Raw genomic sequence first — 14,377 nt, 5'->3', positions numbered from 1 at the left:
GAAATCCAAAAAAATGTTTCATAATTTTTATCTTGTTATTTCATACCGCGTCCCAGCAGCGTCGTATCAACGGAGCAGCTTTTTTAAATTACACAACAGATATTTCCAAATAGCACGTGAAATTCAATGCTATTCGGAAATATCTATACGTCTATAACTTTAGTTTTTACTCCGCCGCTGAAATACGCAACACACTTAAATAGTAAAATCCGTTTGCACTATTATTGTTTTCTCCAGCAGTGATCGTAATCGTCACCTCTCCAGCATCATCCGGCTGTATATTATTTGTACAAGCTATTTCTGATGTATTGTTTGACGTATTTATATAGGCAGTCACCTCATTTTTTCCTTTCGCGGTGTATTTTGTTTCTCTGTTATCACCTTCAGCGACATCTTTTCTGGAACCAAAAAAACAGAGATTATACCTCCCATCCTTATTCAGCCCCGAGAGCGTTATAACACTCTTTTCAACGAGCTTTCCTTGAAAGGCAGATGTGGAATTACCAAAATAAGAATAGGAAGAAATATTGTCCGGAATATTAAGATCAGTCGTAGTTCCTTTCTCTCCACTGACATTATTACCATGAAAGCCCTCGGTTACGACCAGAGAAATACCCGTAAGATTATCTTTACTATCCCTTAAATTTGCAATTGTGCTTCCAGTTACGCTGCCTTCTCTTCCGATAAAACCGTCCCAACCAGGTGTTGCCGTAGTATATCCGAAACCTATCAGTATAGGATCCTGTAAAATGTCTGGGCCTCCAACGTACTGATAATCCACCATTTCTGTCACCTCATTTGGGTTTTGTATAGCGAAATGTGCTGCATGTTGGGCAATCTCTGCATCATAATCGGAAAGGCCGCTAGGCTTGAATGAGTGGCCGACCACGTTGATACCAAAAATAGCTTCAAACCAAGTGCAGGCCGCAGTATACCGCCCGATATTCATATCGAGGTGATATCCGTCTCTGTTAAAATTATCACCAATGACACTGGTTCTTCCATTCTGAATAGCTGTACCGACAGGGATAATAAGATCAGCATTAATTAAATTTCCCGCACGTCCAACCGCATCGACAATGGCATGGTACATTGTCATCTGATCACTTCCATAATTAGCAAATCCGGCATGTGTCGAATTTTGAGCATAGGCCCATGTTTGGTGAAGAATAATTTTTACACTTGGATTGGTCGCCTTACTCTTCACGTAGTCGTACAATAAAGGAAGTGGGGTTTCAAAAGTGTTGTATTGACCAGAATTGGAACTAACTTGCTGTAAGCTAATGTAATCCCATGGTTCCTCGGTCAAAACAGTTGATAATTTTCTATTTGAAGCATTGGACACCGTACCGTTCTCAGAAACCTTACGATAATCGTAATCTGCTTTGTCCCCACTGGCATTTTGCCAATGAAGATCCAATGATGCACTCCCGATCGTCATATTCCCCACAACAACATGTGTCCCGTTTTCAGTTGCGAGCTCATAAAAATAATCGTCGACCGCGTCCTTAGAAAAACTGTTGCCGATCGCCAATATTCTGACGACGCCATCATCCACGGGCTCCTCTTCCTCTCCTTCAACAGTAATCGTACAAGATACGGCAAGCGATCCAGTCGTTGAAGAAATGGTTACTGTCGCAGTACCTTCGGCTATAGCAGTAATCTTTGCAGAGTAGTCATCATTAGAAGAAATAGAAACTACATCGGGATTATCGGTCTCCCATTCATAAACCAATTGCGGTGTAGCCAGCATGCCAAACTTCGGCGTTAAAGTCAACTCCTCGCCTACGACAAGTGTCGCAGAACTCTTATTTAATACCACAAATTGCTCTACTTTTTCCTTCCCATCATCCGCTCCGGGATTCGCTTCCTTTTTACATGACACCGCACTAAGACTGAGCCCGATGAACATTAAAATTAAAAATTTGTAAAATCTCATAATTGAAAAATTAATTAAATGGATAAGTATGCGAAATAGCTAATCTCCTTTTCATACTTAATTGGTTTATAATAAATATATATGTTCTACATATCAAATGTAGATCATATAAATGAGAAATACAAATTTTTATTCACTTCATGATTTTTTAACTATTGAAATTGTAACATGCAGACACCAGAAGAGTATCTACAAATACGATCTTAATGGGCAAGATCTTTTAACCCCCCGATCGGAGCGCTACTATACAAAAAAAGCCTGCAGACTGCAAGCTTTAGGAATGGAAACAACACGCCATTATATTTTCTTTAGCCTGTCTAAATGTGGTTGCAGATGAGCCTGCATCCCACTTTTAAACTCTTCCATTGTTCCCGTTTTTAATATTTGAACCAGGTCCATATGATTCACTTTTCCTATCGTCGGAGTCTTTTCTACCGTAATTACGTAATCAAAGATTGGCAGCAGCATAATCTGAAACCTTTTTAAAGTATCATTCCCCGACATTTCATAAAGCTTACCATGAAATGCGATTTCATTTTTAATTCTGAAAGAATTATCGTGGTTAACTTCTTTCTTCGCTATATTTTCCAGCTCAATAATATCTTTATCAGTTTTCCTAATATAAATCAGATCAGCAAGCCCCATTTCCAATACCAATCTAAGCTCAAAAATATCCTGAAGAGTTTCTTTGTCAATAATAAGAGGATCTAGTACCCGCTCAAAAGTCCCCAGTATATCTGGTCTAGCCAATACCATTCCTCGCTTTTTCTTGGTTTCTATCATACCGAGCATACGCAATCTACTCAATGCTTCTCGCAATACATTTCTGCTTACACCCAAGGCTTCAGCCAGTTCCATTTCTTTAGGGAGTGCATCACCAGGAAGGAAAGACTTCCTTTTCAGATATTCTCTTAATCTGACCTCAACAATATCTGCCATCGTATTTGATGTGATTGGAGCAAGGTCTTTAGTTAAATCGTCTACAGCCATAATTTATTAATTCTTCAAAAATAGCATATTTTTTTGTTATTATGTACTACAATAGCCTGTAAAAAGAAAACTCTTTCTATATTACCCCATACAAACTTCCGCCTTTTGCTCCCAGGCGGTCTACTCTCCTTTCCACTGTCTCGTCTTTAATCAAATCCGGGGCATGGTGCGGTTTACGTCGCGCATCAATGATCAGCGGTCCTTCACAGCCCCAGTGCTTATACTGCGTAAAGGATTTGACACCATAGATATCGTAGGCCGGATTTGATTTCGTAAATGTCACCCATACAAAATTATTGATATGAGCGGCGGCAAATTCGGCGTCATCGGCGATGACAATCAAGGCCACACCGTGAAGATCTTTCTCCGCTAATGCATGGCACCATGTATTTATCCGACCTTCTTCTTCCGTATATGTCGTAAAAGCTTCTCCATCAACAACCAAAACACCTGGAAGGGCTAATTTAGCGTGGTTAAATGGCCGTGCCAGTTCTACCCCGTGCGGCAGTTCACGAGCCAGATCCCTCTTCTTATCACCCACAGCAGCAAACACCACTTTCGATCCGGCATTTAGGCCATCGCCCGAATAGTCCAATGTATCTATAGTCGTATTTGTTTGGAAATGCACATCTCTCGCCCAGTCGATACGTTCCAACATATGCGTTAAGAAGCTTGTTATATCATGTATATCCAACGTCGGGTTATCACCTGCGGAAGCAATAAAAAGATATTTGGCAAGACTCAACTGGTTCTTACCCAATATCTGGTTGGCAATCGTCAACAGTTCCTGGGGCCTGTCTACCTTTTCATAAGGCGTATAGCTCTCGCGTCCTATCGCAAACAGCAACGGATGTACACCGGCAGGGTCTACGGCATGCACGGCTTTCAAGCCATTAATCTCCTTTGGAATCGCGCTTCCTGTAATCTCATGAATAAGCGCACCGAAGCTGGTATCCTCCTGCGGTGGTCTCCCCACGACGGTAAAGGACCAGATGGGATCTTTCTTATGATACACGTTATGCACTTTCATTAAAGGAAAGGGGTGCACAAGACTATAATAACCGATATGGTCACCAAACGGACCTTCCGGTTTATTCTCATTCGGATAGACTGTACCGGTAATGACAAAATCGGCATCTGCCGAGATACAGAAACCTTCCGAATCGTAGAAGTAACGAAAACGCCGGTTGCCTAATGCCCCGGCAAAGATCGTCTCCGATAATCCTTCGGGTAATGGCATGACAGCCGATAAGGGGTGTGATGGTGGTCCGCCGACAAATATACTGACCTTCAGCGGTTGGCCCAGCTGATTCGCTTTCATCTGATGTACACCAATGCCGCGGTGCAATTGATAATGCAAGCCTATTTCTTGATCTAAAATATATTCATTCCCCGACAACTGAATACGGTACATCCCCAGATTGGCCTTCATAATGCCCGGACTCGTGATATCTTCTGTATAGACCTGTGGCATCGTCACAAAAGGCCCACCGTCCATCGGCCAGTTGACGATCTGCGGCAACTTACTGATTTGGGTTTTACCATATAATATAGGCGCACCGCTTCTCTTCTTCCACGGCAAGGCACCAAGTGCAACAGCCGAAGATCCGAGATAACGTAAAGGATGCTTCAACACCGATGTAGGATCCATCTTGACATCAACCAATCTCTTGACGTGATCCAGGGTATCTCTAAACATAAATTTGGAGCGTTCCAATGTACCAAACAGGTTGGATACTGCTGGAAATTCCGTACCCTTGATACGTTCGAAAAGTAGTGCCGGACCTTCTGCATCATATACCCGCATATGGATAGCTGCCATCTCCAGGTAGGGATCCACTTCTTCCTTGATGCGGATGAGGTGCCCGTGCTTTTCTAAATCATCGATACACTCCGCTAAACTTGCATACCCCATTATTCCAGCCCTTTTAATTTATTGCGAAAAGTTTGGTCAACTATCCCGACCCTATCATACACGCGTTGCGTTACTTCAACCAGCACCCTATAACGCTCAAAAACTTCCTCGCCTAAATCCAGATACTGAAAAAACGATTTGCTCACCGTACCATATTCGCCCAAAAAAGCCTGATGGTCATCATCCAAGGATACAATATGGACCGAAACTTCTTCATAGTGCTTATAAACGTCATCCAGCACATCAAAATACATCGGATCGATCAGGTAATCATCTTCATACAAATTGTCGATATCCTTATTATAGGCCGTTGTTAGGTCATTAACAACCTCGTACAACGCCTGAAGCTCATCATTATGTTTTAGGGAAACTTCAAAAAAGCCATTGATATCAATCGTAATACTTTCATCAAAATAGGGGATATCCTCCATCTGCGCAACACCGAGCCAATCTTCCAGTATCTCGAGCTCCTGCTCCATGCCCAGCCGCCTTAGATTCAGATCTTCCACCGTATTTTTTGCTTCCTCAAGCCTTTTCATCATGGCCTCCGCACGCTCTTTCATGGCCCAAGTCTTGTCATGGGCATTATAATAATGTTGCAGCGCTTCCTGCTCATAAGAAGGCGGTGTGATATCCTGATCGAACTCAAGAACGATATCCTTCAGTGGATGTTCCTTAACGATTGTTTTTAAATTTGCCATAGTATTGTTTCCTGATAAAGGTATTGATTTTTTTATAAATACCCTATTATCGCGGAACACCGTGAGAGTTGAAACAATTACTACAACAACGTCAATTTCATAATATAAGCCGCTGTCTCATTATTCAAAAAGTTAGACAATGATTGCGAAAACATTGCTTCCAGCTCTTCACGGGACATGACTTTATTTTTCTTGCCATTGAAGACCTTGGCTTCCAAAGACACATCGTCCCTAAACTCTACTTTGGTGGCGAAATATGAGACATGCTGGCTGGGCACGACTAACCCCAATATCATACCCGGCAGGCCATTGATCGATTCTGGTCCGCCATCAAGCGGGATCTCATTGGCAAAATAGCCGATGACATACACCGAATCGGGTGTCAGCCCGTTTGCCCGTCTACAATTGTACCCGGCTATCTCCCGATACTCATCCGTAATCTTCCATTTCATCCGTTTTACCGTATCCTGAATAACGACCTTCTCCCCCATCAGATCATTAAACCGCTTATAATCCCTCGTCTTCAGATCCGATAACGTGACAGCCTCCATATCCAGCGCAAACATCATGATTAACCTTTTCGTCTTTTCATCAAGGTCTTGCTCTACGGGCGCAAATAGCGTCCGGCTCCCGTTAAATTTTAATTCTTTCTTGAGCACCACGTTTTCGGGAACCGTAGACAACATCCGTTCAAAATAGGTTTTTGTATTTCCATCTGCTTTGGCGATAAACTGTTTAGAGACAATGTTTTTCATATACATGGTCTTGTCGTATTGCACGACTCCGCTCTTACCAAATAGAGCAAACTGTCCGTAACTGACCTGCGTGGAAAGAACCAAAGCAACACAAAGCGTATATAATGAGTTCATTTTTATTATGAATTGAGTTTAAATTATTTAACAAACATTTTGCTAAAGTCCCAGGATACTTTTAACATATAATACCGTCTGATGGTCTCAAAACTACGTTGGACAAAAACGGAATTGCTTACATTCCGGCTAAACCCTCGATTTTGATCCAGCACATCGTTCACCGTAAAATCCACCATCAGCGACTCATTCTTCAGAAACTTTTTACTGACACCCGGATGGATCAAAAATTGATTAAAGCTCGAAGCAAATGCATCCGTAGGCGCCTCGTACGTGTAATTATAATTGGTATATATTTTAAATGTTTTGGTCAGGTAATAAGACAGATTGCCCTGTGCTCCGAAAACAAAGCCATTATTATCCTGATCCGGTTGTAAACTGGATGTCATCTGCCGGTACTGCGGCATAAAATTGACATCAAAATTAAAACCCGTATTCGTCTGCCGCTGTAGGTTATACCGTACATTATAATTTGTCGTCCGTATCTTATTTTCCTCCCCCTCAAAGAAATTGTAGCTGTTACTCCAAGAGGCATTCAATTGCGGAGAGTTAGCCACATTCAACGCTTTAAATAATTTAAAATAATAGCCCGACCAAAGGTTGTAAGACGAGTTTGTCCTGCCCGCTATATTGTCCCATGTGAAATAATTCACACCTTCATCGATATCTCGCGTAATATTCTGTGAAATAGGGTCTTTCGTCAATACGATATTTCCACCGATGTATTTGTAATTTCCCGAAAGTATGCTGAACGTGCTATATCCCATATTCGCACTATGCCGGAATGCTGGTCGGAGATCTTCATTTCCTACAAAGATATTCTGGGGATCTGAATTATTCAACAAAGGTTGGATCTGGTTTAGCGAAGGCAGCTGATTTCGACCACTATAATTAAACCACAGGTTTTTATTTTTTGAAAAATTATAGCCCCCATTCAGCCTCGGATTATAGGTCACAAACGTACGTGTCAACCTCCGGTTATCATAATTATTGACCTGATTTAACCGGTCTTCATTCAGGCTATTGGTCAGATTAAACCGTAGCTTTTCTTCTTTGAACCCAATTGTCAACTGATAAGCCTGTCCGAGACTTTGGAAATCGTAGTTATTACTATATGTTCGATCAAGCTCAGTATAGGAACCATCCGGCGCCTTATTGAACGATTCGAGCACCGACGTATTTTGGTTGTTGGTGATACTATAGCCCACAGAAAGATTCAAATCCTTCATCAGTGGCTCTGTATAGACAATAGAACCCCGATATCTGTTCAATTCCTGCATCCTATCTTTACGTTGATCCGTCTCGTCTGCCTCTCCATCTTTCTGTGTTAATACCGCATAGAGATGGCCATTTCCGGAAGTCCGATCCGATGATAATCCGCCGGTCAACGTCAATGACCGACCTTTCTTGGGAAATTTATGGGTGTAAAGTGCTTCGACATTCACGGTATTTATCTTATTGTCCGTCGTTTCTTTGCTTTCATTCGTGGTTTGAAAATCCATACTTTCGGTCTTGACACTTTCGTAACGCCACGTATTCCGTTGCGACAGATTACTCTTAACGGTCAAGCTATTTAGCGAGTCCAGCTTAAGGTCATAGCGGAGATTGACCCGGTGCTGGTCATTTTCCGTCTCCACCCCCTTTGTCGTATTGTCATTGAGCGTACCGCTACGAAATGTACGTTCTTCCCCGTCGCTCTGTATCTGCCCATACTTATAATTGATGTTTACACCATGTCGGTCACCGTCCCATTTGTCCGAGAAATTAATCCCCGAATTGATCGCTTTTGGAATACCGACAGCTCCCCGTCCCGAAAAATCATCGGAGAAGCCACCATTTACAGATATGCTTCCATCATCACCATAGCTTACGCCGGAGTCGCCGCCAAATTTCTGCGCGTCCTCCCAATTCATACTGGTCGTACCATTATTACCAAATAGGCCATAAGCTGCGATTTTTTGGCTTCCTTTGAACTTATTCAGCATAATCTGTCCCATATAATATTCATCGGTGCCTCCCCCTCCTAATAGCTTACCGAACATCCCGTTTTTGCTATCTTCTCTAAGCTTCACGTTGATAGTCTGTTCCCGCTGCCCATCATCCACACCCGTACGTTCCGCTTCATCGGACATCTTTTCATAGACCTGCACCTTGTCTACCATATCCGAGCGGATATTACGGGTCACCAGCGTAGGATCATCACCGAAAAATTCTTCGCCATCAACCAGAACTTTCTTTACCACCTTACCTTGCGCGGTAATACTTCCTGAAGCATCTACCGTAATACCGGGCAATACCTTCAAGAGGTCTTCCACCTTAGCATTCTCCTCCACTTTAAAACTTGCCGCGTCGTATTCCGTCGTATCACCTTTCATGACAATGGGGATACGCCCCGTAACCAGCACTTCCTCCAAAATGTGCTGTATACTTGTCAGGCTGACTTCCTTTAGATTTACAGGTCCATCTCCGCCTTCTACAGGTGTATAAAAATCACTGTATTTGGGATAAGAGACAATCAGCAGAAAGCTCCCCGTCGCCGGCCTTTCAAGCGAAAAAACGCCTTTCTCATCTGCGCGGCCATAAGCGATCAAAATCGAATCTTTTGCCTGCAACAACATGACTGTCGCTTGCGCTAATTTTGTTTTATCCGCTTCATCAATTACAGATCCGAAAATTTTTTGTTGGGCTATCCCTGCGTAAGCAGAAATAAAGAAAATAACTAAAGTAAGAATTCCTTTCATATAAAGGTTGTTATCGTAAGATTGTCAATTGCACAAATATAAACACGAATATGCCGGCTCTTCATAGCTATTTAGATGTAATACACGCTTTATTCGGTGAAAGCCCTTATTTAATCGGTGAAAATTCTCAAAAACACCCTATATCACCATGCCGCAAATTAGCTATAAATAGGTGTAAAATCAAAGGAAAATAAAGATTGCCATTTTGAATTATCGGCAAAACTACCCCGGGTAACATTCAGTATGTACTCGCTGTACGTATCTCGTCGGATACCGTACATCGAGCGGTTCAGCAACTGTGTTAACCGCTTGTTTTGAAGCGAAATGATCTTGCACATCTCCCGAAGCCCTTGCTTTCTGACATGTTCCCGCAGCAAATCTTTAAGATCCAGCACCTCTGCTCCTCCGAATTCAATCTCCTCACGGATAAAGTTTTCATGCCATGGAACTTTCTTTATCCATCGAAAAATATCTTTCAAAACAAAAGGGCTGAATCTAATTTTACCTGTAGGATTAAAAAGAAAGACATATTTGTGTGCAAGTATACGTGTCATAAATCGATCGAAGGATGTCCCGACACCCAATGCAATGTCTTTCAGTACAATGGTATAGGCTACACCCAGTTCCAAAAAGAGTGCCTTAATTTCCGTGAGGCAGTTTTTATCATACGTGCGCCCGACATAGATCACCCTATTGCATCCATTACGTTGGGAAAGCAATATAAAATGGCGTAAAGAAAGCAGTTCATATTGCACGGCAATCTTATCGTCCAGATCCGGAATTTGCGTAAAATAGAAGCTCAAGTCCAATTGTGTTAGACTAAAGTGCGTATAGGCTGCACCTTTCTTGATCAGATCCACCGCAACTATATCAGCTGTAGCCGGAAAGGTATGTTGAGACAAAAGACGGACATCCCGTACGAGTCCATGAACATTATAACCGTCTTCCTGAAGGCAACTTACGCTGGCTCTCCCCAAATACGAATTCAGACCACAGACTAAAACTTCCATTGCTATATGCCTTAAATACTTATTTAACTAAACCGCAATGTTTAACTTTTTGTTTGCAACACGTTTGTTTAAATAGTGTCAATATTAGGCTCTGGGCCCCAAATCCATTGTGATTATCGTATATTTGTCATATTTCCTCTATCAAAATATATCTTCAAAGGCAGAGGAGAGAGCGATAAATGAATTTATCTAAGTTTTAATTCATCAAAAAAATTAAGGTAAAGGCTGGTAAATGAGCAAAAAGGTTATTTTGGCATGGTTTAGAAACGATCTTCGAACACATGACAATGAGGTCTTGTATAGTGCTGTGGAAAAGGCAGACTTCATTATACCTGTCTATGTTTTCGACCCCAGGTACTATCAAAAAAACAAAAGAGGCTTTTTAAATACAGGACATCTTCGTCAACACTATACCTATCATACGGTACAGGCTTTAAAGAAAAAACTACAAACTCTGGGCGGAGATCTGCTCACGTACGAAGGCTTGCCGGAAGAGATTATTCCACATCTTGTACAGAAATATGAAGTCGACGAGGTCTATCATCACCGGGAGGTCGCCAAACGTGAAACGGACATCTCAGAGCTTGTGGAAGAGGCCTTATGGAAAATAAAAATAAATTTAAAGCATTTTATAGGCCATACGCTTTATCATAAAGAAGACTTACCTTTTCCCATAAAAGATATTCCGGAAGATTTTCACATTTTTCGCAAGAAAATCGAGAAGGAAAGCCGCGTCAGAGACCCGTTGCCCGATATCACATCGCTCCGTATTCCTCCCCATCTGGAGGAGACCTCGCTTCCCGAACTTATGGAAATGAGCTCCTCCTATTCCTTTGGTGAGGCGGCTGCTTTGGAAGAACTGCATTCCGTCTTAACGACCGCGGATACCGCACAGGATCTGTATGTTCGACTTTCGCCGTTCCTGGCTATTGGCGCGCTTTCTCCGATACTGACTTACCATATTTTATCAACCGAAACTTCACCGCAGTATAAAAAGAACGCCGCACAGATTTTGGACGGTTTGTTGCGTCGGGATTATTATCGTTTTATGCTTAAAAAGCATCCAAATCTCTTTTTCAGCAATCCGCAGGCAGTAACATTAAACCAGGAACTGTTGACGAAATGGACGAACAGCCAGACGGAAGACGAGACCATAAACGACCTTATGCGTACACTCGATCAGACGGGAAACCTTCCCTATTCCGACAGGGAGATTCTTGCCTTGTATTGGATATATGAATACCAACAGAATTGGCTATATGGAGCAGCTTGGTTTGAGCAACAACTGGTCGACTATGCCCCTTCGACTAATTACGGTTTTTGGGCACACCTCGCCGGGCAGGGCACTAGCTTGAAAAACAATAAATCGTATAAAGACTGGGAAAAAACCAGAAAAGTATTCTTGTGATTATTTTTATTCATAACTTTGACAAATTCTTGTAGGATACAATACTAGTAAATGGACAACTTGACATATTTGAGTAATGCCGATTCGGGTTATATCGAAGGCTTATATCAATCGTACAAAGCCGATCCCAATTCCGTAGATTTTGGATGGCAAAAATTCTTTGAAGGTTTCGATTTTGGGCAGGGTGCCGGAACAACCATCGACACCGATAACGTTCCTGACCACGCTTTTAAAGAAATCAATGTTTTAAATATGATCCACGGCTATAGAGACCGTGGTCATTTGTTTACACACACTAACCCTGTTCGCGAGCGCCGCAAATATTACCCCGGCAAAGAGCTGGAGACCTTTGGCCTTTCGGAAGCCGATATGGATACCGTCTTCAATGCAGGAATAGAAGTCGGTTTAGGCCCCGCAAAATTGCGCGATATCCGGCAATTGATCGAAGACACTTATTGTCGTTCTATCGGTGCGGAATTCAAATACATCCGTAATCCTGAAAAAATTAAGTGGTTGCAGGATCGTATGGAGGCCGACCGCAACAAACCCAGTTATTCGCTTGAACAAAAGAAACGCATTTTACAAAAGATCAACCGAGCGGTTGTTTTTGAAAGCTTTTTGGGCACCAAGTTTTTGGGACAGAAGCGCTTTTCATTGGAAGGTGCTGAAAGTTTAATACCAGCCTTGGATTCCATCATGGAAAAAGGAGCTGAACTTGGTTTACAGGAATTCATGATCGGCATGGCCCACCGTGGACGACTCAATGTACTGGCGAACGTCATGGGCAAACCCTACAAAACGATCTTATCGGAGTTTGAAGGGAAAATGTACAAGGAAGAAGATCCTGAATTACAGTTCGGAGGTGACGTCAAATATCACTTGGGGTATTCTTCGGATATTACAACCGACTCGGGTCAAAACATTCACCTTTCTTTGGCACCTAACCCTTCCCATCTGGAAACAGTAGACCCGATTGTCGAGGGAATAGTGCGTTCGAAGATTGATATGAAATACGATGGCGACTCGTCCAAGATTGCGCCTATCCTTATCCACGGGGATGCTGCGATAGCCGGACAGGGCGTGGTCTATGAAGTGACACAGATGTCTAAGCTCGACGGGTATAAGACTGGCGGTACGATCCACATCGTCATCAACAACCAGGTCGGCTTTACCACAAACTATAAAGATGCCCGTTCAGGCACCTACTGTACAGATGTGGCCAAAATAACCTCTTCACCGGTCTTCCACGTCAACGGAGACGATGCTGAAGCGGTGGTGTATGCCATTAACTTGGCCGTAGAATATCGCCAAAAATATAAAACCGATGTATTTATCGATCTGCTGTGTTACCGTCGTTTTGGACATAACGAGGCAGACGAACCGAAGTTTACACAGCCTTTGCTTTATAAAACGATCGAAAAGCACCCTAATCCAAAAATTGTATATGCCAAGAAGCTGGTTGACGAAGGCTCTATCGATGCCTCCTATGCAAAAGAGGTAGAAAAGGAGTTTAAGGACTATCTGCAAACACAGCTTGACGCATCCAAAGAGACGGAAAGTATCGAAGATGAGATTCCGATGTTCGGTGGAGCTTGGGCAGGCCTGCATCCAGCGCGGAAAGGAGATACGTTCTGTCCGGTAGAGACCAAGGTTACAGCAAGTATATTCAAGGATCTGGCAACACAAATCACCACCTTGCCGAAGGACAAGAAATTCTTCCGTAAGATTTCCAAGCTTTTTGAAGACCGGGCTGCGATGATTACAAAAGATTCGTATGATTGGGCGATGGGTGAGCTGATGGCGTACGCAACTTTATTGAATGAAGGAAAGCGGGTCCGTATATCTGGTCAGGATGTACAGCGGGGAACATTCTCCCATCGACATGCGGTGTTGACTTTAGAAGATTCGGAAGAAAAATATGTTCCGCTAAATCAGGTAAACGGAGGGGAACGATTTAATATTTATAACTCTTTATTATCGGAGTACGGCGTTTTAGGCTTTGAATATGGCTATGCTTTGGCCAACCCCCAATCATTGACTGTATGGGAAGCACAGTTCGGGGACTTCTATAATGGCGCCCAGATCATTGTGGATCAATATCTCAGCAGTGCGGAGACCAAGTGGAAACGCTCTAATGGTCTCGTGATGTTACTTCCGCATGGGATGGAAGGCCAAGGGCCAGAACATTCGTCAGGCCGTATCGAACGCTTTTTGGAATTGTGTGCGAATGGGAATATGATCATTGCCAACTGTACGACACCGGCAAACTTTTTCCACCTGTTACGTCGTCAATTACACCGGGACTTCCGTAAACCTTTGGTTGTATTTACACCAAAGAGCTTACTCCGTCATCCGAAAGTGGTTTCGACAATGGCTGACTTTACGAAAGTTAATTTTCAGGAAATGATAGATGATACCTATGTAAAAGCAGCTTCGGTAATACGGGTCTTATTCTGCTCTGGTAAAGTCTATTACGACCTCTTGGAGAAACAACAGACAGAAAAACGTACAGATGTGGCGATTGTTCGTATCGAACAATTGTACCCCACACCTGTTCTTCAATTGGAGGCCTTGCGCAAGAAATACAAAAAGGCTACAGATTTCATCTGGGTGCAGGAAGAGAATGAGAACATGGGAGCTTGGCCGTATTATTGTCGTAAACTTCGGAAAACAAACATTGAGTTTACCGATGTAGTAGCACGTGCGGGAAGTGGAAGTCCAGCAACAGGTTACATGAAGAAACATGTTCTTCAACAAGAGGAAATTGTCAATAAAGCGTTTGAATTATAAAAAAGAGCGGAATG

Annotated in this window: 9 protein-coding genes; 2 read left to right on the top strand and 7 right to left on the bottom strand. The window is 42.6% G+C overall.

The window, feature by feature from the left end; translation table 11 throughout:
• Positions 1 to 166 precede the first annotated feature (166 nt).
• The 7 genes from G5B30_RS04665 to G5B30_RS04635 form a co-directional block, all read right to left on the bottom strand.
• Positions 167 to 1,939 (bottom strand): DUF4886 domain-containing protein, encoded by a 1,773-nt coding sequence (locus G5B30_RS04665; RefSeq protein ID WP_165318822.1) that lies wholly within the window; start codon positions 1,937 to 1,939, stop codon positions 167 to 169.
• 297 nt (positions 1,940 to 2,236) lie between these two features.
• Positions 2,237 to 2,929, bottom strand: a complete 693-nt coding sequence (locus tag G5B30_RS04660) for a FadR/GntR family transcriptional regulator (protein ID WP_165318821.1) — start codon at positions 2,927 to 2,929, stop codon at positions 2,237 to 2,239.
• 76 nt (positions 2,930 to 3,005) lie between these two features.
• Positions 3,006 to 4,844, bottom strand: a complete 1,839-nt coding sequence (locus tag G5B30_RS04655) for a UbiD family decarboxylase (RefSeq protein ID WP_165318820.1) — start codon at positions 4,842 to 4,844, stop codon at positions 3,006 to 3,008.
• Positions 4,844 to 5,545: a hypothetical protein gene (locus G5B30_RS04650; RefSeq protein WP_165318819.1), complete on the bottom strand. Its 702-nt coding sequence runs from the start codon at positions 5,543 to 5,545 to the stop codon at positions 4,844 to 4,846. The genes G5B30_RS04655 and G5B30_RS04650 overlap by 1 nt, the downstream gene beginning before the upstream one ends.
• 80 nt (positions 5,546 to 5,625) lie before the next feature.
• A complete protein-coding gene (locus G5B30_RS04645; RefSeq protein ID WP_165318818.1) occupies positions 5,626 to 6,414 on the bottom strand; it encodes a GLPGLI family protein in 789 nt (262 codons plus the stop codon).
• A gap of 23 nt (positions 6,415 to 6,437) precedes the next feature.
• On the bottom strand, positions 6,438 to 9,155 hold the full coding sequence (locus tag G5B30_RS04640) for an outer membrane beta-barrel family protein (protein WP_165318817.1): 2,718 nt from the start codon (positions 9,153 to 9,155) through the stop codon (positions 6,438 to 6,440).
• Between the two features lie 158 nt (positions 9,156 to 9,313).
• Entirely contained in the window at positions 9,314 to 10,165 is an 852-nt protein-coding gene (locus G5B30_RS04635) for an SDR family oxidoreductase (protein ID WP_165318816.1), read from the bottom strand.
• Positions 10,166 to 10,397: 232 nt separating this feature from the next.
• On the opposite strand from G5B30_RS04635, the gene G5B30_RS04630 reads away from it, so the two are divergent.
• Together G5B30_RS04630 and G5B30_RS04625 are read left to right on the top strand one after the other, a co-directional pair.
• A complete protein-coding gene (locus G5B30_RS04630) occupies positions 10,398 to 11,573 on the top strand; it encodes a deoxyribodipyrimidine photo-lyase (RefSeq protein ID WP_165318815.1) in 1,176 nt (391 codons plus the stop codon).
• Between the two features lie 51 nt (positions 11,574 to 11,624).
• Complete coding sequence (locus G5B30_RS04625; RefSeq protein WP_165318814.1) at positions 11,625 to 14,363, top strand: 2-oxoglutarate dehydrogenase E1 component; 2,739 nt, start codon at positions 11,625 to 11,627, stop codon at positions 14,361 to 14,363.
• Positions 14,364 to 14,377 lie beyond the last annotated feature (14 nt).

The organism is Sphingobacterium sp. SGG-5 (assembly GCF_011043525.1).
Classification (GTDB): Bacteria; Bacteroidota; Bacteroidia; order Sphingobacteriales; family Sphingobacteriaceae; genus Sphingobacterium.
This window is presented reverse-complemented; position numbering and strand designations above follow the sequence as displayed.